Annotated in this window: 16 protein-coding genes; 10 read left to right on the forward strand and 6 right to left on the reverse strand. The window is 63.9% G+C overall.

Going from position 1 to position 21201, the window contains the following annotated elements:
* Window positions 1-104 precede the first annotated feature (104 nt).
* The 3 genes from argE to JOD78_RS05525 all read right to left on the reverse strand — a co-directional run bounded on the left by argE (window position 105) and on the right by JOD78_RS05525 (window position 3358).
* A complete protein-coding gene (gene argE, locus JOD78_RS05515; protein WP_134135882.1) occupies window positions 105-1277 on the reverse strand; it encodes an acetylornithine deacetylase in 1173 nt (390 codons plus the stop codon).
* A 106-nt stretch (window positions 1278-1383) separates the two neighbouring features.
* Window positions 1384-2100 (reverse strand): lipoprotein-releasing ABC transporter ATP-binding protein LolD, encoded by a 717-nt coding sequence (lolD, locus tag JOD78_RS05520; protein WP_134135883.1) that lies wholly within the window; start codon window positions 2098-2100, stop codon window positions 1384-1386.
* A complete protein-coding gene (locus JOD78_RS05525; protein ID WP_134135884.1) occupies window positions 2093-3358 on the reverse strand; it encodes a lipoprotein-releasing ABC transporter permease subunit in 1266 nt (421 codons plus the stop codon). The genes lolD and JOD78_RS05525 overlap by 8 nt, the downstream gene beginning before the upstream one ends.
* Window positions 3359-3687: 329 nt before the next feature.
* Between JOD78_RS05525 and JOD78_RS05530 the strand changes: the two genes are divergently transcribed.
* The 4 genes from JOD78_RS05530 (at window position 3688) to JOD78_RS05545 (ending at window position 10516) form a co-directional block, all read left to right on the forward strand.
* Complete coding sequence (locus JOD78_RS05530) at window positions 3688-5811, forward strand: ATP-dependent helicase (RefSeq protein ID WP_209566790.1); 2124 nt, start codon at window positions 3688-3690, stop codon at window positions 5809-5811.
* Between the two features lie 72 nt (window positions 5812-5883).
* A complete protein-coding gene (locus JOD78_RS05535; protein WP_204726570.1) occupies window positions 5884-6915 on the forward strand; it encodes a hypothetical protein in 1032 nt (343 codons plus the stop codon).
* Window positions 6912-8606 (forward strand): single-stranded-DNA-specific exonuclease RecJ, encoded by a 1695-nt coding sequence (recJ, locus tag JOD78_RS05540; protein WP_209566792.1) that lies wholly within the window; start codon window positions 6912-6914, stop codon window positions 8604-8606. Before JOD78_RS05535 ends, recJ begins: the two co-directional genes overlap by 4 nt.
* Before the next feature lie 224 nt (window positions 8607-8830).
* Window positions 8831-10516, forward strand: coding sequence for a diguanylate cyclase (locus JOD78_RS05545; RefSeq protein WP_209566794.1), 1686 nt, complete (start codon window positions 8831-8833; stop codon window positions 10514-10516).
* Here the strand turns inward: JOD78_RS05545 and JOD78_RS05550 are convergent.
* A complete protein-coding gene (locus JOD78_RS05550) occupies window positions 10458-11189 on the reverse strand; it encodes a hypothetical protein (protein ID WP_134135890.1) in 732 nt (243 codons plus the stop codon). The genes JOD78_RS05545 and JOD78_RS05550 overlap by 59 nt on opposite strands.
* An 86-nt stretch (window positions 11190-11275) precedes the next feature.
* A complete protein-coding gene (locus JOD78_RS05555; protein ID WP_121041697.1) occupies window positions 11276-13231 on the reverse strand; it encodes an alkaline phosphatase PhoX in 1956 nt (651 codons plus the stop codon).
* Window positions 13232-13408: 177 nt separating this feature from the next.
* Between JOD78_RS05555 and prfB the strand changes: the two genes are divergently transcribed.
* The 6 genes from prfB (at window position 13409) to JOD78_RS05585 (ending at window position 19650) form a co-directional block, all read left to right on the forward strand.
* A protein-coding gene (gene prfB / locus JOD78_RS05560; protein ID WP_121041699.1) for a peptide chain release factor 2 occupies window positions 13409-14513 on the forward strand; the annotation gives its coding sequence in 2 pieces (ribosomal slippage) (window positions 13409-13489 and window positions 13491-14513; 1104 coding nt in all).
* A 75-nt stretch (window positions 14514-14588) separates the two neighbouring features.
* Window positions 14589-16130 (forward strand): lysine--tRNA ligase, encoded by a 1542-nt coding sequence (lysS, locus tag JOD78_RS05565; RefSeq protein ID WP_121041701.1) that lies wholly within the window; start codon window positions 14589-14591, stop codon window positions 16128-16130.
* A 298-nt stretch (window positions 16131-16428) separates the two neighbouring features.
* Window positions 16429-17127 (forward strand): glycine zipper 2TM domain-containing protein, encoded by a 699-nt coding sequence (locus JOD78_RS05570; protein WP_209566797.1) that lies wholly within the window; start codon window positions 16429-16431, stop codon window positions 17125-17127.
* 418 nt (window positions 17128-17545) lie between these two features.
* Complete coding sequence (locus JOD78_RS05575) at window positions 17546-18478, forward strand: alpha/beta fold hydrolase (protein WP_209566799.1); 933 nt, start codon at window positions 17546-17548, stop codon at window positions 18476-18478.
* 108 nt (window positions 18479-18586) lie between these two features.
* Window positions 18587-19102, forward strand: coding sequence for a DUF4118 domain-containing protein (locus tag JOD78_RS05580; protein WP_209566801.1), 516 nt, complete (start codon window positions 18587-18589; stop codon window positions 19100-19102).
* A gap of 113 nt (window positions 19103-19215) precedes the next feature.
* Window positions 19216-19650 carry a histidine kinase gene (locus tag JOD78_RS05585; RefSeq protein ID WP_121041709.1) on the forward strand — a complete coding sequence of 145 codons (435 nt, stop codon included), beginning with the start codon at window positions 19216-19218 and terminating at the stop codon, window positions 19648-19650.
* Here JOD78_RS05585 and JOD78_RS05590 read toward each other — a convergent pair.
* Window positions 19632-21107: a PLP-dependent aminotransferase family protein gene (locus JOD78_RS05590; RefSeq protein WP_209566803.1), complete on the reverse strand. Its 1476-nt coding sequence runs from the start codon at window positions 21105-21107 to the stop codon at window positions 19632-19634. The two genes, JOD78_RS05585 and JOD78_RS05590, sit on opposite strands and share 19 nt — an antisense overlap.
* Between the last annotated feature and the right edge of the window lie 94 nt (window positions 21108-21201).

Consider the following 21201-nt stretch of genomic DNA (forward strand, 5'->3'; position numbering starts at 1 on the left):
TGGTAAAGAAATCCCGAATCCTTCACGCGCGGACATGAAAAAAAGGACGCGATCGCTCGCGTCCTTCATCTCGCACGCCACCGGGGTGCACCGATCAGGCGTGATCAGGCCGGCTGCAGCGATTTGCCCAGCTTGCGCAGGAACTGCTCGCAGCGCTCCATCTGCGACAGCGTCACGAACTCGTTGGGCTTGTGGGCATTGCCGATATCGCCAGGACCGCAGACGATGGTCGGGATGCCGATCTGCTGGAACAGCCCTGCTTCGGTGCCATAGGCGACCTTGCGGGTTTCGCGATCCCCCGTCAGGGCGCGCACCAGCTCGGTGATGGCCGCCTGCTCGACCGCTTCCAGCGCCGGGCTGCCGGCGAAGTTGTCGATCTCCACGCGGGCCTCCGGGAATTCGCTGCGCATCTTGGGCAGCAGGACCTCGGCGATGTACTTGTCGATCTGCGCCTGGATGTCGGCCACGCTCATGCCGGGCAGGTTGCGGAATTCGTAAGTAAATTCACATAGCTCGGGAATCGTGTTGACCGCGATGCCGCCCCGGATCTGATTGGTGGTCATGGTGCTGAAGGGCACATCGAAGAATTGGTCATACGGGCCATTGGCCTTGTAGCCATCGGCGAAATCGCGGATGGCGCAAATCAGGCGTGCGGCGTGCTCGATGGCATTGCAGCCCTGCGGGGTCAGCGAAGAGTGCGCGGACTTGCCGTGCACCTTGCAGGCAAACACGTTGATGCCCTTGTGCGCCACCACCACGTTCATGCTGGTGGGTTCACCCACCACGCAGCCATCGACCTTGATGCCGCGCTTGACGATTTCTTCCAGCATCACGGGCGCGCCGATGCAGCCGATTTCTTCATCATAGGAAAACGCCAGGTGAATCGGCTTTACACGCGGCATGGCCAGGAATTCAGGCACCAAGGCCAGCGAAGTGGCGATGAAACCCTTCATGTCGCAGGTACCGCGACCGAACAGGCTGCCATCCTTCTCGGTCAGCTTGAAGGGGTCGGTATCCCATTTCTGGCCATCCACCGGCACCACGTCGGTATGGCCGGAGAGCACGATGCCGCCTTCGGTGCTGCCGGCATGGGGGCCGGCGGTCGCGGGCAAGGTGGCGAACAGGTTGGCCTTGGTCTGCTCCTTGTTGTGCGCCAGCCAGGAGGAGATGCCCTGCTTTTCCAGGCTATCACGCACGGTGGTGATGAGTTCCAGGTTGGAATTGCGGCTGGTGGTATCGAAGGCGACCAGGGTCTCTAGCCATTGGCGGGTGTTCATTGTCTTGCTCCAGTTTCCGTCTGTACAGGTATTCGTGTCTTCAAAAGCAGACCGCCGTCTTGTATCAAGACGGCGGAGTCAAAGGCGATAGCTTACCCGGAATGCATCAAGGCTGCTGACCGGCCACTTTCAGGCCTTGGTCGGACAAGCGCAATACGCGCGCGCAGCGGCCTGCCAGTTCGATGTCGTGGGTCACGATCACGAAGGCCGTGCCCAGCGTGCGCGAGAGTTCGATCATCAGCTCGAAGGTGCGGTCGGCCGTGCTGCGGTCCAGGTTGCCGGTCGGTTCATCGGCCAGCACGCAGGCCGGACGCGTCACCAGCGCGCGCGCCAGGGCCACGCGCTGGCGCTCGCCACCGGAAAGCTCACCCGGCACGTGCGTCACGCGCTGCGCCAGGCCGACCTTGTCCAGCATCTCGCGCGCCTGCTCCTGCGCTTCGGCCCGCTTGACGCGGCGAATCATCAGCGGCATGGCCACGTTGTCCAGCGCCGAGAATTCCGGCAGCAGATGGTGGAACTGATAGACAAAGCCCAGCGACTGGTTGCGCAGCGTGCCGCGCTCGCTCTCGCCCAGGCTGGCGAAATCCTTGCCCAACAGGCTGACGGTACCGGTGCTGGGCGTATCGAGCCCGCCCAGCAGGTGCAGCAAAGTCGACTTGCCGGAGCCCGAGGCTCCGACGATGGCGACTTGCTCACCATGGTAGACGTCGATATCGACATTACCCAATACCTTCACCGAATACTTGCCCTGAGTGAAGGTCTTGCCCAGGCCGCGCGACGACAGCACGGCCTGGCGATTCTTGATCGGATCGTTGTTATTCATAGCGCAGCGCCTCCGCCGGTTTGACACGGGCCGCTGCCCAGCTCGGATACAAGGTAGCCAGGAAGGCCAGCACCACGGCCAGACCGCCGATGGTATAGACGTCCGACCAGATCAGTTCGGATGGCAATTCAGAAATCACGTAGATGCTCTTGGGCAGGAACTGTACGTGGAAAGCCCGCTCGATGGCCGGTACCAGCACGTCGATATTGAGTGCCACCACCACTCCCAGGCCGACGCCGATGGCAGTACCAACCAGGCCCACCAGGGCCCCCTGGATGACAAAAATCTTCATGATGGAGGCGGGAGAAGCCCCCAGCGTGCGCAGGATGGCGATGTCAGCCTGCTTGTCGGTGACCGTCATCACCAGCGTGGACACCAGGTTGAAGGCCGCCACCGCAATGATGAGCGCGAGGATGATGAACATCATGCGCTTTTCGGTCTTGACGGCCGCGAACCAGTTGCTGTTCTGCTGCGACCAGTCGCGCAGGTACAGGTCGCCGCTCAGGGTGCGCGCCAGCTGCTGGGTCACTTCCGGGGCCTGCAGCATGTCGCGGATGCGCAGGCGCACGCCGGTGGGGGCATCCATACGGAACAGGGTTTCGGCATCCTGCAGCTGGATGAAGGCCAGCGACGAATCGAATTCATAATGGCCGGCTTCGAAGATCCCGGTCACCGTGAATTGCTTCAGGCGCGGCAAGACGCCGGCCGGGGTCACCTGCCCTTGCGGCACGATCACCGTGACCTTGTCGCCCAGGCCCACGCGCATGCCGCGCGCCAGCTCGCCGCCGATGACGATGTTGAATTCGCCGGGTTTCAGGGAATCGAAACTGCCCTGCTTGACCTGCTTGGCCACGTCCGAGACCTTGGGCTCTTCCTCGGGCAGCACGCCGCGCACCAGCACGCCACGCAGGTTGTCGTCACGCGTCATCATGGCCTGGCCCGATACATAGGGCGCAGCGCCCAGCACCTCGGGGTTCTGGAAGGTCTGCTTGGCCACCGCCTGCCAGTCCTTCATGGAGCCGGAGGCATCGAAGACTTCGATGTGGGCCAGCACGGAAAGCATGCGGTCACGCACTTCCTTCTGGAAACCATTCATGACCGACAGCACCACGATCAGGGCAGCCACGCCCAGCGCGATGCCGGCCATGGAAATGAGGGAAATGAAGGAAATGAAACTGTTGCGGCCGCTGCGCTTGCCGGCCCGCGTGTAGCGGATGCCGACCAGCCATTCGAACGGCAGGTTTTTAATCAGACTCAAAATTGCTCCGGGAGAGGGCCTGCACAATGTGCTGCCAGTGGCCTCGCCTCCCGGTTCCGGGACGCAATCCTCTGGCCGCACGCCAACACGGGCGAAGACAAAGCGCGAAGTTTGCCACAGTTTGCAGTCATGGCCCATCCTTGGCCATCTGCTCCATACTCGCGCCGGACCCGTCGGTCGTCTGCCGTGAAACCTGTAGATTCACTTCTACGGCAGAGGTTCGCGCCAAGATGTTTCATATAGTGGATGTGCCTGATGTTGCATCGGGGACTGGTTATATATACAGTACCTCCTTGCCCAGCCATTGCCGATATGAATTTCCCCGCACCATGCCACCCGAACTCGCCCAGGACGTCCCCGACACCAGCAGCCCGCCCACCGGCGAGCGCGACCCGTTTGCGCGCCTGAACGCACAGCAGCGCGAGGCGGTCGAGCATGGCAGCGCCTTGCCAGCAGCACAGCAGCCGCCGCTGCTCATCGTGGCCGGTGCCGGTTCGGGCAAGACCAATACCCTGGCGCACCGGGTGGCCAGGCTGATCCTCGACGGGGCCGACCCGCAACGCATCCTGCTGCTGACCTTCTCGCGCCGGGCGGCGGCCGACATGGGCCGGCGCGTGGGCCAGGTGATCCGCCAGGTGCTGGGGCTGGCGGCCACCGACAGCCCGCCTCAACTGCCCTGGTCAGGCACCTTCCATGCCATCGGCGCGCGGCTGTTGCGCGAGTACGCGGCCGTCATCGGCCTGGAAGAAGACTTCACCATCCAGGATCGCGGCGATTCCGAAGACCTGATCGGACTGCTGCGCCACGAGATGGGGCTGTCCTCTACCGACAAGCGTTTTCCGCTGAAGGGCACTTGCCTGTCGATTTATTCACGTGCGGTCAATACCCGGCAAGATCTGGGCACCGTGCTGCAGACACAATTCCCCTGGTGCCGTGATTGGGAGAGGCTGCTGGGCGAACTTTTTACCCGCTATGTCGAGGCCAAGGAAGCACAGCACGTGCTCGATTACGACGACCTGCTGCTGTTCTGGGCCGACATGCTCTCCGACCGCGAGATTGCGCAATCGGTCGGTGCACGCTTCGATCATGTGCTGGTGGATGAGTACCAGGACACCAACCGCCTGCAAGCCGAGATCCTGCAACGGATGAAGCCCGATGGCGCCGGCGTGACCGCCGTGGGTGACGATGCCCAGTCCATCTATTCCTTCCGGGGCGCGACGGTGCGCAACATCCTCGATTTTCCCGAGCTGTTCACCCAGCCGGCGCGGCTGTTGACGCTGGAACAGAATTACCGCTCCACCCAGCCCATCCTGCAGGCCTCCAACGCCGTCATCGCCGATGCGCCGGAACGGCACGTCAAGCAGCTCTGGAGCGACAAGCCGTCCTCACAGAAGCCGCAACTGGTGGTCATCCCGGATGAGGCCGAACAGGCGCGCTGGGTCGCCAACCGCATCCTGGCGCATCGTGAAGAAGGGCTCACCCTGAAATCCCAGGCGGTGCTGTTTCGTACCGCCACCCACAGCGCGGCGTTGGAACTGGAGCTGGTCCGGCGCAACATCCCCTTCGTGAAGTTCGGCGGACTCAAATTCCTGGAAAGCACCCACATCAAGGACCTGCTCTCGCTGCTGCGCCTGGCGCACAATCCCAGCGGGCGCATGGCGGGCTTCCGGGCGCTGCAACTGATTCCCGGGGTCGGTCCCGCTACGGCCAGGAAGGTACTGGACCTCATGGCCGCCGCCAGCGACCCGGCCGATGCGCTGCTGAACTTCGGCGCACCCGCCAGTATCGCCCTGCAATGGCAGGCCTTTGCCGACACCTACGACCTGATGCGCCGCGCCAGTGCCAGCTGGCCGACCGACATCCAGGCCGCGCGCGACTGGTATCTGCCGCACCTGGAGCAGCGCTATGAAGACGCCGACGCCCGCGCTGCCGACATCGAGCAACTGACCGCGCTGGCCAATGGCTATGCCTCGCGCGAGAAATTCCTGACCGAACTGACGCTGGATCCGCCCGAAGCCAGCAGCGACTTCTCCGCTCCGCCCTACCGCGACGAGGATTACCTGACGCTCTCCACCATCCACTCCGCCAAGGGCCAAGAATGGCGCTCGGTCCACGTGCTCAATGTGGTCGATGGCTGCATCCCGTCGGACCTGGCCACCGGCAGCGAGGCCGAGATCGCCGAGGAGCGGCGCCTGCTGTACGTGGCCATGACGCGTGCGAAGGAGTATCTGCACCTGGTGGTGCCGCAGCGTTTCTACATCACCCAGCAGACCGCGCAGGGCGACCGCCACGTCAACGGCATCCGCAGCCGCTTCATCACGCCGCGCATGCTGCCCTTCTTCGAAGACAGCCTGTGGCTCTCGGCCGAGACCAATGGCGCGCGCACGCCCATGCCCGACAGCGTGCGCATGCTGGTGCGCCAGCGTGCAAAAAAGGCCTGGAACAATGGCTGACCCCGCTTTGAAGTGAAGCCTTGTTCAGGCAACCGGGGCCAAGCGGCGCGCCAGCCGCTAAAATAGCGCCCCATGAATCAACTCGACATCCTCATTCCCTTTGCCCTGCCCCCGGCTGAACTGGCGCGCGACCTGTTGCGGCAGAGCCAGGCACCGGCCCTGGCCATGCTGCTGGGCCGTGGCAAGGCTGCGCCACGCCTGGCGCATGACCCGTTTTCGCGCGCCCTGCCGCATGAGCACTGGCTGGCCCGGCGCTTCGGCCTGCCGCCCGCGCCCCAGGATTCCAGCCCCGCCGCCGCCAGCGCGCTGATGCAGCGCCTGGGTCACACGCCTGCGGCCGGTCACTGGTTCGTGCTGCATCCGGCCCACATCCACGTGGCGCGTGACCACCTGGTGCTGACCGACATCGGCCAGCTGCAGTTGGAAGAGGATGAATCGCGCCGCCTGTTTGCCGCCGCCCTGCCCCTGTTCACCGAGATCGGCCATGAGCTGGTCTATGGCGATGCCCGCACCTGGTTCATCCGGGCCGACGCCTGGGCCGGGCTGCGCACCTCCACGCCCTCGGCCGCGAGCGGGCGCAACGTCGACATCTGGATGCCGGAAGGACCGGGCGAACTGGCCTGGCGCAAGCTGCAGAACGAAGTGCAGATGCAGTGGTTTGCCGAGTCGCTCAATGAACAGCGCGAAATGCGCGGCCAGAAGGCCATCAATTCGATCTGGATCTGGGGTGGAGCCGATGCTGGCGTACGCGCCGACGCCACTTACGCCGCCCGCTTCGGCCTGCGCGGCTGGCTGCGCGCCTTCGGCGAAGAGCGCGCCGACGGTGGTGCGGCCCAAGTGGCCCAAGGCAGTGGCCATCGCCTGCTGGTACTGGATGCGCTGGCCGAAGCGGCACTGGCCGAGGAATGGGGCCTGTGGCTGCAGCATCTGGAACACCTGGACCGCGACTGGCTGGCGCCCTTGCTGGTGTCGCTCAAGGCCGGCAGCCTGGAATCGCTGAACCTGATCCTGACCGGCGCTGACCGCAGCCAGGAAGTGGCGGTCACGCGCGGCGCACTGCGCCGGTTCTGGCGTAAAGCTTCACTGGCGGGGCTGTCGGCATGATTCGCGTCACCACCCGTTCCTATGACATTTCCCAAGCCGAGCATCTGATCGCCGAAGGCGTGCATCCGGTGCTGGCGCGGGTCTACGCGGCGCGCGGGCTGTCCACTGCGCGCGAACTGGCCAGCGAGCTCAATGCCCTGATTGCGCCTTCCGGCTTGCTGCATATCGAGGCGGCCGCCATTTACCTGGCCGACGCCATCGCCGAGCGCAAGAAGCTGGTCATCGTCGCCGACTACGACTGCGACGGTGCTACCGCCTGTGCCGTCGGCCTGCGCGGCCTGCGCCTGCTGGGCGCGCAGGTGGACTACATCGTGCCCAACCGCTTCGAATACGGTTATGGCCTCACGCCCGAGATCGTCGAACTGACCGTGCGCGAGAAGAATCCCGACATCATCGTCACCGTCGACAACGGCATCGCCAGCATTGACGGCGTGGCCGAAGCCAAGCGGCGCGGCATCGACGTCGTCGTGACCGACCACCACCTGCCGGGCGACGCCCTGCCGGACGCACGCGTGATCGTCAACCCCAACCAGCCGCAGTGCGGCTTCCCCAGCAAGAACCTGGCGGGCGTGGGGGTGATGTTCTACGTGCTGCTGGCCTTGCGCGCCGAGATGCGCAAGCGCGGCCTGTTCGATGCCCAGACCCAGCCGCGCCTGGACAGCCTGCTGGACCTGGTGGCCCTGGGCACGGTGGCCGACGTGGTCAAGCTCGATGCCAACAACCGCATCCTGGTGGCCCAAGGCTTGAAGCGCATGCGCAGCGGCAAGATGCATCCCGGCATCGCCGCCCTGTTCCGCGCCGCCGGCCGTGAAGCCCGCCGCGCCACCCCGTTCGACCTCGGCTTTGCCGTGGGCCCGCGCCTGAACGCAGCCGGCCGCCTGGCCGACATGTCGCTGGGCATCGAATGCCTCACTACCGATGACGAAGGCCGGGCCTGGGCCATCGCCCAGCAACTCGATGCCATCAACCGCGAACGGCGCGACATCGAGGCCGGCATGCAGGACACCGCCCTGCTGCTGCTGGACGATTTCAATCCGGCCGACCGCCGTACCATCGCCATCTTTGATCCCTCCTGGCACCAGGGCGTGATCGGCATCGTGGCCTCGCGCCTGAAAGACAAGTTCTACCGCCCCACGATCACCTTCGCGCCCGGCGATGAAGGTTTCATCAAGGGCTCGGGCCGCTCGATTGCCGGCTTCCACCTGCGCGACGCGCTGGACCTGGTATCCAAGCACGCGCCTTCGGTGATGACCAAGTTCGGCGGCCACGCCATGGCGGCCGGATTGACCATCCATGCCGACGCCTTCGATGCCTTCTCCCAGGCCTTTGAGGCGGTCGGCCGCGACTGGCTCACGCAGAACCAGCTGGAACGTGTCATCGAGACTGATGGTGAACTGGAGGACAGCTATTACTCGGTCGAATTCATCACCCTGATGGACCAGCAGGTCTGGGGCCAGGGCTTCGCCCCGCCGGTGTTCTGCGACCATTTCCGCGTACTCAGCCAGCGCATCCTGAAGGAAAAGCACCTCAAGCTGCAGCTGGAAAAGGGGGGCCGCAAGTACGATGCCATCTGGTTCGGCCATACCGATGCCCTGCCCGATCACGCCCAGGTCGCCTTCCGGCTCGATGCCAATGAGTACAACGGCAAAACCACGGTGCAGCTGATGGTGGAGCACGCTGAGCCGGCCTGATCGGACACAGCCGCTTCCGGCCGGAAAACTGACGGATCATCACACCCTTGTCTGGCCGCGAACCCGCGCCAGACAAGGATTGCGGCATGGAAACAAGCGTAAAAAAAGCCAACAATCGCAACGTTGCAGTGGCACAATGTTGGCTTGGAGCGACTTCCGAATCGATTTGAGGGAAGTGGACAACACGGGCGCTCCGAGGAATAACAACAACAGCAAACCCCTGAATGAAGCTCAAGCGCATCCATTGCAGCCTGGTGACTCGTCTCGTCCTCTTCGGCCTCCTGCTGATCGTGGGCAGCGCGCTCCTGCGCTATCACATCCTGATCGGCTTTCTCGAAAAGGAGCAGGCCCAGGTCGCCGCCGACCAGCAAAGCACCATCGCCAGCTATCTGGCCGAAGACATTGGCTACCGCGTGCAGGAACGTGCACGTTATCTGGAGCGCCTGGCCCGGCACATGCCCTCGCCGATGCTGGACGACCGTGCCGCCATCCGCGCCTGGCTGCAGGACCACCAGGAGCTGCAGCCGCTGTTTGCCCAGGGCCTGTTCGTGGCCGATGCCAATGGGCTCATCGTGGTCGACTACCCCACGCTCAATGGCCGCCGCGCGCTCTCGCTGACCCAGTACACGGATTTCGAACGGGTGCTGCAAGGGGCGACGGTGATCTGTCCCCCCATGACCAGCCCGGCCAGCGGCAAACCCATCATCGCCATGCTCACCCCGCTGCGCAATACCGACGGCAAGGTGGTGGGCGTGCTGGGCGGCAGTACCGAACTCAATGCGCCGGGCTTCCTCGATCATCTGCAACGGGCCCGGCTGGGGCCGACCGGCAGCTTCCTGCTGATTTCACCGAGCCAGCGCTTGATCATCGCCTCCAGTGACGAAGCCCTGGTCTACAGCCAGTTGCCCCCGGTCGGCAAGGACCTGCTGATGGATCGCGCCCTGCAACAGGGTTTCCGCGGCAATGGCGTCGGCCTGGCCGCCAATGGCATCAATGAAATCAAGGCCTTCGCGTCGATTCCCGGTACCAGCTGGCTGGTGGCCGTGACGCTGCCGCTGGCCGACGCCCTGCCGACGGTCGAGCGCACGCGCGCCCTGATCGGACGCGGCGGACTGATCCAGGGAGCGATGGTGATCCTGCTGGTGACGCTAGCCTACTTGTGGTTCTTCCGCCCCCTGCGCCGCGCCGCCGCACTGGCAGACCGCATGACGCGCGGTGAATTGCCCTTGTCGCCGCTGCCAGTGGAACGGCGCGATGAAGTCGGCCACCTGACCATGGCCTTCAACGGCTTGCTGTCGCGCCTCAAGCTGCACCAGGCGGAATTGCAGCACCAGGCGCATCACGATGTACTCACCGGCCTGCCCAACCGCATGATGCTGGCCGAACGCATGGAAGCCGCACTCACTCACGCCTGCCGCGAACGCAATGGGGTGGCGCTGCTGTTCCTCGACCTGGATGGATTCAAGCCGATCAACGATACCCTCGGCCACAAGGCCGGTGACCAGGTGCTGCAGGAAGTCACGCGGCGGCTGCGCCAGGTGGCCCGCCACGGCGACACGCTGGCGCGTGTGGGCGGGGATGAATTCGTGCTGCTCATCACCGACCTCGGCCAGCCCTATGAAAACGGCGCGCAGGTACTGGCCGAAAAATGCATCCGGGTGGTCTCCGAACCACTGCACCTGGCGCAGGGCGAGTACCAGCTGGGCGTGTCAGTAGGCATCGCCGTGTGTGATGGCAGCTGTGACGCCGACAGCCTGCTGCAGGCCGCTGACAAGGCCATGTATGCCGCCAAGGGCAATGGGCGCGGTTGCTACGTGATTGCACCGGCTTGGCCGGGAGTGCCAGGAGAACTCAGCGCACCGGGAGGAACTGCAGGAATGACCCGCCCAGCAGGTTCTGCACATAGCTGATGCCGGCGCGGCGATAGCGCTCGGTCATGAATTCGGCCATCAGGTCGAGACGGCCGACGATCTTGCCGAATTCCCGTTCAAAACTCAGGTTGCGTGCCTCGCTGCCGATCTCGTCGGACAGCAGCAGGGGCGCTCCGTTGGCATTCTTGCGGCTGGAGAGAATCCAGGCGGCGATTTCCACATTGCGCGCAGCATTGTAGAGATGCTGGGCGTCGAGCCCGTCGACCAGGAAGAATTCGATCTTGTTGCCATGCGCGACGATGATCATGTCGGCGGTCGCATCGATGAAGGCGGCGACCCGATCCCCCTTGAACTCCGGTGACAAGGCCAGCGTCATGGCCTGGATATCGCGCTTGCCCTGCAATTCGGGCCAGGCCTGGCGCTGTTCGATGGCTTGTTTCACCTTCTTCTCGGCCTCGTCGCGGCTGCCAGCGGTTTTCTTCCACTCGGCCGGATTGCGCCGATACAGCTTGGACATCAGCAGGTACAGGCTATCGAGATTGGCGCGCATGGCCAGGGTGGCCACACGATTGCTGTCGGATTGCCCCATCTCGCGTGAACTGGCCTCGGCGCCCTTGACTTCGCCATGCGGTGCGGGGGCCGAAGCGCAACCCGCCAGCAGGGCGGCGCACAGCAAGGGCAGCGACAGAATGGGAAACAGCGTTCTGGTCATCGGCAGGCGGGACGAAACGAGCTAGGACTGATCCTAGCAGAATGCGTTCCGTCCGCCCCCTTCAGACTGAAGCCTTTTACTTCACCTCAGGCCTTGCCGGTCTGCGGCAAACCGGTCAGGTAGCCCACGGTGGCACCGAAGCGGTCCTTGAAGTTGGCGCGCACGAGAGGATCGAGGGTGTCCTTGACCTTGTCGTGCAAGCCTTTCTCCCAATCGCCGGCGTGCTGGAAGTTGCTCATCACGTAGGTCCAGCCGTTGATCTCGTCCACCGCATGCAGGCCGGTCGATTCGGCCCCCGCCGGGCAGGACAGCACGCGGGTGAGCGCCTTGGTATCGACGTTGTAGGCCCACAGGAAGTTGTTGACGTGCATGCCGCTGTCTTCACCGATGAACAAGGTGCGCAGCTTTTCGGAAAACTTGATGTTGTCCGGATTGGCGATGTGTTCCTGGTCGGCCAGGTTGCCCAAGGCATCCGGGGTCTTCAGGTCCACGCCCACCAGGGCGGCCGGCGGGGCCATGTCGATGGCCACCCATTCACTGTCGATGGCATTGCCACCGGCATCGCGCTGGCCACCGCGCAGGTTCAGGGCATACACGGCGCCGGCCTTGGGGCCTTCGACCTTGATGTGGCCGGAGCCGTTGAGCATCGAGGTCTGCACATAGGACATGGCCGAATAGGCGATCTTGTCGCGGGCATTGACGGTGGTGCCTTCCATCTTGGTGAAGCCCAGGCTGCCACCGGCCAGTGCCGCGTAGCGGTGGGTTTCCAGGAAGGCGGCGGCCTTCTGCATGCCCGGCTTGACGCGCACCCAGTTGAACTTGCCATTGAACGGGATCTTGGAGAAGGAACCGTCAGCCGGATCGGTAGTGCGGATGTCCATGATGTCGGAGGACTTGTAGCGGTCCGCCATGGCCTTGATTTCGGCACTGGTGGCGCTGCCCAGGCGTACCCAGGACAGCTTGCCGGCACCCGGACCAACGCCCGAGACCTGCTCCCAGCGCGCCACATAGAGCGTGCCCGCGGACAGGTCAGCGGCGCGGTCGGCGATGAACATGAACAGGCCGCCGTTGGTGGCATCGTCGCCCATCAGCACGGTACGCTGGTCCGGCATGACCTGTACCAGTTCGTGCGAGATGCGGCCCAGGCAATAGTGCTTCTTGATGGAACCGGTGCCGTCCGCGTTGACGGTCACTTCCGGCAGGTGGCCGTAGTGATAGGGATTGGCGCGGTTTTCGTCGCCATACAGGTTCTTGCTGAAGGCCTTGAATTGCGGATTGGAGGCGATGGCAGAGGCGTCCGGTTCATATTCTTCCGACGACAGGTGCGTATTCCAGGGCGACAGGCTGGCACCGCAAGTGATCCACAGGCCGTTGACCTGGGAGGTATCAACATTGTGGTACTGCACCAGCGAGAGCTTGCCCGACGAAGGATCCTGGTCCAGGGTCAGCACGGCGATGGGCGACGGCAGCTGGCCGTACATGGCCGCCTGCTTCTGGTCGCGCGTGGTGTATTCGAATTGCACCACGGCAAATACCGCATTGCCCTTCACGCCCGGCACCTTGGCACCGGCCACGGTCAGCAGCGAAGAGCCGTCCGGGCAGTCGGAATAGAACTGGCGCTCCTTGCCCGGCACCGAGCGGTCGATGATGGGCTGGTTGTTGATGTCCAGGTAGCCGCCGGCGAGGATGCTGCCGCCCTTGCCGTTCGGGACCATGTCGCCGGTCATGAAGAAAGGCTGATAGGCCAGCTTGTAGCTCTGCTTGCTGCCATCTGCAAAAGTCACTTCCAGGGCCGAGCCGACGGTGGTGGCGGCCATGGCGGCCGGGTTGTCCAGGGTCGGGGCCGGCATGCCGGTGAAACGCGCCGAGGCGAAGGGCTTGCCCGCACCCGGGGTGGCGCAGGCGGCCAGCAGGGCCGAGGCCGACAGGCCGCCCGCCAGCGGCAGCAGGGGCGCAGCGCCCAGGGCCTTGAGCAGGTTGCGGCGGCCGGCTTGCGGCTGGTCGGCGACGGCGGGAGTGGCGGTGGGGGCAGGCTGTCTCATCGAGGATTCTCCGGTGGTGGCTAGCAGATGTCGGGCAGCGGCGGACGCTGCCGTCAGTATTTTGTCAGTCAAACAAGCGCGCCGATGGTAGCGACGGAAAATGACAGGCGCGTGACGGGGGTGAAACTGCCCTCCTCCTCTTGTATAATTCGAGGTTTGATCGCAAAAGAAACCATCATGGAAGCAGAACGCCTCAATTCCCTCCAATCCTTGCTCGATGATCTGGCCACCCGTGCCACCGAGCTTCGGAGGTATCTTTGACTTCGATGTGAAGTCGGAGAAACTCGAACAAGTCAACGCCGAACTGGAAGATCCCAACGTCTGGAACGACCAGAAGCGGGCCCAGGACCTCGGCAAGGAAAAGAAATCGCTGGAAGCGATCGTCCACACCCTCATCAAAATCGACAGCGAGTTGGCGGATGCGCGCGACCTCTTCGAGATGGCCCGCGAGGAAAAGGACGAGGACACCATCGTCGCCATCGAAGCCGATGCCGAGACCCTGAAGAAGCTGGTCGAAGACATGGAATTCCGCCGCATGTTCAGCGGCCCCATGGACGCCAACAACTGCTTCATCGACATCCAGGCCGGTGCCGGCGGCACCGAAGCCCAGGACTGGGCTTCCATGCTGCTGCGTCAATACCTGCGCTACTGCGAGCGCAAGGGCTTCAAGGCCGAGATCCTGGAACAGTCCGACGGTGAAGTGGCCGGCATCAAGACTGCCACCATCAAGGTCGAGGGCGAATACGCCTATGGCTTCCTGCGCACCGAAACGGGCGTGCACCGCCTGGTGCGCAAGTCGCCGTTCGACTCGTCCAATGGCCGCCATACGTCCTTCTCGAGCCTGTTCGTCTACCCCGAAGTGGATGAATCCTTCGAGATCGAGATCAACCCGGCTGATGTGCGGGTGGACACCTACCGTGCCTCCGGCGCGGGTGGCCAGCACATCAACAAGACCGACTCCGCCGTGCGCCTGACGCACGCCCCGACGGGCATCGTCGTGCAATGCCAGAACGACCGCAGCCAGCACCGCAACCGGGCCGAGGCCTGGGACATGCTGCGCGCCAAGCTGTTCGAACTGGAACTGCGCAAGCGCATGAGCGAGCAGCAGAAGCTGGAAGACTCCAAGACCGACGTCGGCTGGGGCCACCAGATCCGCTCCTACGTGCTGGACCAGTCCCGCATCAAGGACCTGCGTACCAACTTCGAAACCGGCAATACCAAGGCCGTCCTCGATGGCGACATCGACGACTTCATCGCGGCCTCGCTGAAACAGGGCGTCTGATCCAGGCGGACCGCGCGGCTGTGCTGCGCGGCCCGGCTTTCCGGACTGACCGTTCAACCACCAAGAATTCCAACCATGACCACGCAAAACACCCCCGCCGCCCAGCCGGCAGCCGACGAGAACAGCATCATCGCCGAGCGCCGCGCCAAGCTGGCCGCCATCCGCGAGCAGGGCGTCGCCTTCCCCAACGATTTCCGCCCGGCCAACAATGCCGCCGACCTGCATGCCAAGTACGATGGCCTGGAAAATGAAGCGCTGGAAGCCGAACCGGTCCAGGTGACCGTGGCGGGCCGCATGATGTTGAAGCGTGTCATGGGCAAGGCGGCCTTCGCCACCCTGCAGGACGCCTCGGGCGCGCGCGCCGATGGCCGCATCCAGCTCTACGTGACCCGCGACGTCACCGGCGAAGAAGCCATGGCCGCTTTCAAGCACTATGACCTGGGCGATATCCTGGGCGCTGAAGGCACCCTCTTCAAGACCAAGACCGGCGAGCTGTCCATCAAGGTCACCAAGTTGAAACTCATCACCAAGTCGCTGCGCCCGCTGCCGGACAAGTTCCACGGCCTGGCCGACCAGGAAATGAAGTATCGCCAGCGCTACGTGGACCTGATCATGAGCGAAGAGACGCGCCGCACCTTCAAGGCGCGTACTGCAGCGATGTCGTCGATCCGCCGCTTCATGGAAACCAACGGTTTCATGGAAGTGGAAACCCCGATGCTGCACCCGATCCCGGGCGGCGCGGCGGCCAAGCCCTTCATCACCCACCACAATGCGCTGGACATGCAGATGTTCATGCGCATCGCCCCCGAGCTGTACCTGAAGCGCCTGGTGGTGGGCGGTTTCGAGCGCGTCTTCGAGGTCAACCGCAACTTCCGCAACGAAGGTGTCTCGCCGCGTCACAACCCCGAATTCACGATGATGGAGTTCTACGCCGCCTACGTGGATTACCAGTGGCTGATGGGCTTCACCGAACAGGTGATCCGCCAGGCCGCCATCGACGCCCACGGCACCGCCGTGCTGACCTACCAGGGCCGCGAGCTGGACCTGTCCAAGCCCTTCGACCGCCTGACCATCACCGGCGCGATCCTGAAGTACGCTCCGAACTACACCGAAGCGCAACTGGCCGACATCGACTTCCTGCGCACTGAACTCAAGAAGTTCGGCGTCAAGACCGACCAAGCCCCGCTGGCCGGTGCCGGCATCGGCGCGCTGCAACTGGCGCTGTTCGAAGAAACGGCCGAATCGCAGCTGTGGAACCCGACCTACATCATCGATTACCCGGTCGAGGTCTCGCCGCTGGCGCGCGCTTCCGACACGGTCGCCGGCATCACCGAGCGCTTCGAACTGTTCATCACCGGCCGCGAGATCGCCAACGGCTTCTCCGAGTTGAATGACGCTGAAGACCAGGCCGCCCGCTTCCAGGCACAAGTGGCCGCCAAGGACGCTGGCGATGAAGAAGCCATGTACTACGACGCCGACTACATCCGTGCCCTGGAATACGGCATGCCGCCGGCCGGTGGCTGCGGCATCGGCATCGACCGCCTGATGATGCTGATCACCGACTCGCCCAACATCCGCGACGTGATCCTGTTCCCGCACCTGCGCCGCGAAGACTGATCGTCACGCGGGACGGCGCTGCGCCGCTCCCGCGTTGGCGCATCCCGCCTTGCTGCCTCCGCATCCCGCCCGGGATGCGGAACCCCATCCCCCCTGCACGCCCCTCCCTTCCCGCCTGAAACGCCCTTCGATTGCTCCAGAGCAGCGTTGTCTTGCCGCAAACCCGTGTCCAGACCGACTGTTGCAGGATTACAAGTCCTTACAACTGACACAGAATCGGGATTTTTTTTGGCCCATGACCACTCCATAATCCAGTCATCCACTCATCAACGACAACAGAACAACTAGAGAGGTCATCATGGAAACCAATGCCAATACCAATACCCCGCAAAACCTGAACGCAAGCAACAACGCCGTGAGCCAGCCTTCCGCACCTGCTTCGTCGGGACGGATTCATCCGCTGGTCGCCGGTGCCTCGGTGGCCGTGATTCTGGTCAGCCTGATCGGCGTGGCCGCGATGACGGGTCTGTTGCCCAGCTCCAAGAGCGCCAATTCGCCGCAGCAGGTCGCGGCCATGGAGCAAGCCGGCCAGCCGGGCCAAGCCGCCCAGGGCCAGCAACCGCTGGTGCAGCAACAAGCTCCGCAATCCACCTCTTACCAGCCGCAACAGGGCGCCTACCCGGCCCAGGCAGCAGCCCCCGTGGCCCAGCGCGCCGCGGCCGTCTGCAGCAGCTGCGGTGAAGTGATCGGCGTGCGGACCGTGCGCCACAGCGTCCCGACCAGCGGTGTGGGTATTGCTGGCGGTGCCGTGGTCGGCGGCCTGCTGGGCAACCAGATCGGTGGCGGTACCGGCCGTACCCTGGCCACCATTGCCGGTGCCGTCGGCGGCGGTTACGCCGGCAACGAAGTGGAAAAGAACGTGCGCTCCACCACCAGCTACGTCGTCGACGTCCGCATGGACAATGGCAAGACCCGCAGCTTCCCGCAAACCAGCGAAAACTGGCGTGTCGGCGACCAGGTGCGCGTGGTCAATGGCCGCCTGGAAGGCCGCGGTTAAGTCCGACAGCCCCTTCGCCCGGTCTCCGGGCGCGAGCAAACAAGCCCTTCGAGTCGCCTCGAAGGGCTTTTTCTTTGTTGTCGTTTAACCGCCCGGTATTTGTCTTTTGGTGCTGGATATGAAGATTTGTGCACCAATTGCGTCTTTACAACGTTATCCTGACATCAGATTGTCATTTTCCTGCCGGATGGCATGCCAGGCCACCGTCACCCGGCGTTTCCGGGAAGGCAATTGATAAACGCTGGCAACATTTCAACGAGGCAGTTAGACTTTCGCGAAAAGTCATCCGCCTGGACGGCAGCGGAGTTGGTAGTCGGGAAACAGAACGCTGAAGCGTCGACCCGCTTACTCGTACTGAACGGGGGGCGAAGAATTCGCCGGGCGGCGCCCACGGGGCGCGAAAAGCGTTTGAAGATTTATGGACTCACTGTCATCCACCGATACCAGCAGCCCGGCCAGCACAGCGGCCGAGCCTGTCGAGCAACCTCAGCCTGAAGAGCGACACGGCGGCCCGCACAAGGAGCATGCGGTCATCCTGCTGCACGGCCTGTGCGGTTCGCAGCTGGAAATGGGGTCCATCCCCAAGCAGCTGAAGAAGGCTGGCTGTACCGTCATCCCGCTCAACATCGACAACTATTCCGCTGCCCTGACCAATCCGCGCGTCTCGCCCAATTGGGAAGACTGGTGCGCCGTGGTCGAAAGCCGGGTGGCGCGCCTGAAGGAAGAATTCCGTACCGTCTCGTTGTGCGGCCTGTCCATGGGCGCGACGCTGGCGCTGGCCGTGGCGGCGCGCAGCAAGGAACTGCTGTCGGTGGTGCTGCTCTCGCCGGTGCTGCAATACGATGGCTGGTCAGTGCCCTGGTACTGGAAAATGCTGACCGTGGTCTATGACATGGGCGTGCGCAACTGGTCCTACAAGGAAAGCGAACCCTACGGCATCAAGAATTACGAGATGCGCCGCCGTGTGGCCGCCGCACTGGAAAAGGATGGCGTGGCCGCCGTCGGTGCCGCTGCCATCCCGGCACGCCACCTGCGCGCCGCCCTGCGCATGATCGCTTTCGTGCGCAAATCCCTGCCCCTGGTCCGCACCGATATCCTGATCATTCACTCCATCGACGATGAAACTGCATCGCCGCGCAATGCCGAGCTGATCCTGCAACAGATCAACTCCGAGGTACGCAAGGTGATCTGGCTGGGCGACTGTTATCACATCATCACCGTCGACAATGAACGTGAAATCGTCACCAACGAAACCGTGATGTTCATCAAGCGCAGCATCGAGATCCACGGCAACGAGATGAACCGCAAGTATCTCGCCCATGCCTCGCCGCTGAAGGACAGACGGCACTGACTTGATGTGAAGATACAACGCAGCCCGGCAATTTGGCCGCCAGTAAGTCTTTTGACAGACAGCATTCTTAACATGAGCCCATTGCACCACCGTGCAATGTGAACCAAGATGGATACGACGCGCCCCCACTCCAAGACCATCATGAGCCTGATCCGACTCAAGAACGCCAAAAGCTGGCGCCCGCAGGGCTTCAGGCCGTTGTACGTGAGTACTTTCGGCTTCGTCGCCGCCTTCGGGCTGCGCTATGCGCTGGCGCCTTTTGTCGAGGAATCGCTGTCGATGCTGTTCTTTGCCGTCAATTGCATCGTGATGAGCTATCTGTTCGGCTATCTGTACTCCCTGGGCCTGCTGGCCATCAGCATCCCCACGGCCATGTTCTTCTTCCGCAAGCCGTATTACACGATGGACGGGCTCAACGACAAGGACATCTTCCTGATCCTGGTCTACATGGTCATCGTCGCCACCGCCTCGATCATCATCGAGTGGCTGCAGCGCGAGCGCTATGCCGCGGTGCTGCAGCAGCGCGTATCGGAAACCCGCTATCGCCTGCTGATCGAATCGGACCAGGCGCGCCGTGCCGAATACGCCAGACAATTCGAAAGCAGCGCCCGCGAAAGCGCCTGATTTCGATCCGCACCGGGGCTGCCGGCAACACCTGCGCAGCCCATCAGGAAGCTCCTGATACCCTGCCCGCAGCCTCTCCCCTAAGATGCCTCCATACCAGCAAGGAGGCTGCCATGTCCCTGACCCATCACCTGCCCAGCGTACTCGTCGTCGATGCCGACCTGGACGCCATCGAAACCGCCCGCTTCGCCGTCTGGCGCAGCCAGTTGCCCTGCCAGTTCGAATGGTTCGACGATGCCGAACTGGCCAATGCTTCGCTGCTGACCAAGGCGCTGTGCCGCAGCAAGGAGCTGCCGGCCCTGATCCTGCTGGATCCGCGCAGCTTTACCGGCACCGAAGGGTATGAATTGCTGCGCACTCTGTGCATCTACCAGCAACTGGCGCATATCCCGCTGGTGCTGTTCACGGCCGCGCCGATGTCCGCCGATTTCGCCCAGGAACAAGACAGCCGCATCTGGTATGCCGCCAAGCCGGCCCGCGCGGCCGATTACATGGACCTGGTCACGCGCTGCGTGAAGCAGCGCCTGCATCAGCCGGCCACGCTCTGATCACGCTGCACGCGCCTGACGATCCCCGCCAGGCGCCGGATCAGCGCGGCGTATTGCTCTTGCGAGGTATTGCCGTAACCGATCACCAGCCCGTTGTTGCCAGCCTGCGCCGGCCCGGCCGAAAACGACGACAGCGGCCCGACGTTCATGCCCGCCGCCCGCGCCGCCGTACTCACGGCGGTATCCGGACAATCCGGCGGCAGCCGCAAGGTCAAATGCAAGCCGCTGTCGCCCCCTGAGATGCCGAACTCCGGCAACTGCGCCTGCAAGGCCGCCCGCAGAGCCTGCTGGCGCTCCCGATAGAGCCGCTTCATGCGTCCCAGATGACGCGCGAACTGGCCGCCGGCCATGAACTCCGCCAACGCCAGCTGCTCCAGCCGGTGCCCGCCGCGCAACAACTCGGACAGCGCGCGCCCCGCCCCCTCTCCCACGGAAGACGGCAGTACCAGAAAACCGATGCGCAAGCCCGGAAACAGGGTCTTGCTGAAGGTGCCCACGTACAGCACCGGCGCATCCGGCACCAGTCCCTGCATGGCCGGGATGGGATGACCGTGATGGCGGAAGTCGCTGTCGTAATCGTCCTCGATGATCCAGCAGCCGTGCTCGCGGGCCCGCGCGATGAGCGCCAGCCGCCGCGCCAGCGACAGTACCGCGCCGGTCGGATATTGGTGCGAAGGCGTCACATGGATCAGCCGGGGCGGCGAGCGCCAGGCCCGCTCGGCAATCAGGATGCCCTCCTCGTCGACCGGCATGGAACGAATCTTCATATCGCCTGCATGGAAGGCGGCACGCACCCCGCCATAGCCGGGATCCTCCAGCCAGGCGCGCTCGCCCGGATTGGCAAAGAGCCGCACGCACAGCGACAGCGCCCCTTGTGAGCCCTCGGTCACCACTACCTGTCCCGCTTCGCAACGCACGCCGCGAGCCACCCGCAGATATTGCGCGATGGCCTCGCGCAAGACTGGCTCGCCCAGCGGATCGCCATAGGCCAGCGCCATCGGGCCGGCCCGTTTCAGCGCGCGCTCCTGCGCGCGCAGCCAGGCATTGAGCGGAAAGCGATTGAGCGCCGGCATCCCCGGCGTGAGGGCCAGCCCGCGGTCACCGGCATCGCGCGTGGGCTGCATGGTGCTGACCCGGCGCGATGGGCGTGCGTGGCCGGTGCGTGACGCAGGGGAAACGGCATGCAGCCTTGCCGGCGCTGCCAGCAGGGTCGCCACGCGCGTCCCCTGCCGATCCGCTACGGCATAGCCCTCGGCCACCAGTTGTTCATAGACTGCCAGCACGGTATTGCGCGCTACCTGCAACTGCTCGCACAGGCTGCGGGTGGAAGGCAGGCGACTGCCGGGCGGCAACTGGCCACCGAGGATGGCGCGCTTGAAGCGCGCCAGCAATTGCTGCTGGCGCGAAGCAGCGCCGGGCCGTACATCGAGCGGGGAAGACAGCAAGGAAAGTGGCATGGCAAGCAGGTTTTCGTGGCTCCATCAAATCATCGTCTTGTGGCACTTTTGATGATGCCACGAAAACGCTATCGTGCCAGCTCTCCCTCGCCAT

The organism is Herbaspirillum sp. 1130, assembly GCF_017833835.1.
GTDB lineage: Bacteria > Pseudomonadota > Gammaproteobacteria > Burkholderiales > Burkholderiaceae_D > Herbaspirillum > Herbaspirillum huttiense.

Excerpts from the sequence above, each read along its gene's own strand:
- JOD78_RS05555 (WP_121041697.1), bottom strand. The coding sequence starts at position 13,231 with ATGAGACAGCCTGCCCCCACCGCCACTCCCGCCGTCGCCGACCAGCCG.
- JOD78_RS05585 (WP_121041709.1), top strand. The coding sequence starts at position 19,216 with ATGTCCCTGACCCATCACCTGCCCAGCGTACTCGTCGTCGATGCCGAC.
- JOD78_RS05580 (WP_209566801.1), top strand. The coding sequence starts at position 18,587 with ATGGATACGACGCGCCCCCACTCCAAGACCATCATGAGCCTGATCCGA.
- JOD78_RS05575 (WP_209566799.1), top strand. The coding sequence starts at position 17,546 with ATGGACTCACTGTCATCCACCGATACCAGCAGCCCGGCCAGCACAGCG.
- lolD (WP_134135883.1), bottom strand. The coding sequence starts at position 2,100 with ATGAATAACAACGATCCGATCAAGAATCGCCAGGCCGTGCTGTCGTCG.
- JOD78_RS05590 (WP_209566803.1), bottom strand. The coding sequence starts at position 21,107 with ATGCCACTTTCCTTGCTGTCTTCCCCGCTCGATGTACGGCCCGGCGCT.
- JOD78_RS05535 (WP_204726570.1), top strand. The coding sequence starts at position 5,884 with ATGAATCAACTCGACATCCTCATTCCCTTTGCCCTGCCCCCGGCTGAA.
- JOD78_RS05550 (WP_134135890.1), bottom strand. The coding sequence starts at position 11,189 with ATGACCAGAACGCTGTTTCCCATTCTGTCGCTGCCCTTGCTGTGCGCC.
- recJ (WP_209566792.1), top strand. The coding sequence starts at position 6,912 with ATGATTCGCGTCACCACCCGTTCCTATGACATTTCCCAAGCCGAGCAT.
- JOD78_RS05545 (WP_209566794.1), top strand. The coding sequence starts at position 8,831 with ATGAAGCTCAAGCGCATCCATTGCAGCCTGGTGACTCGTCTCGTCCTC.
- lysS (WP_121041701.1), top strand. The coding sequence starts at position 14,589 with ATGACCACGCAAAACACCCCCGCCGCCCAGCCGGCAGCCGACGAGAAC.
- JOD78_RS05530 (WP_209566790.1), top strand. The coding sequence starts at position 3,688 with ATGCCACCCGAACTCGCCCAGGACGTCCCCGACACCAGCAGCCCGCCC.
- argE (WP_134135882.1), bottom strand. The coding sequence starts at position 1,277 with ATGAACACCCGCCAATGGCTAGAGACCCTGGTCGCCTTCGATACCACC.
- JOD78_RS05570 (WP_209566797.1), top strand. The coding sequence starts at position 16,429 with ATGGAAACCAATGCCAATACCAATACCCCGCAAAACCTGAACGCAAGC.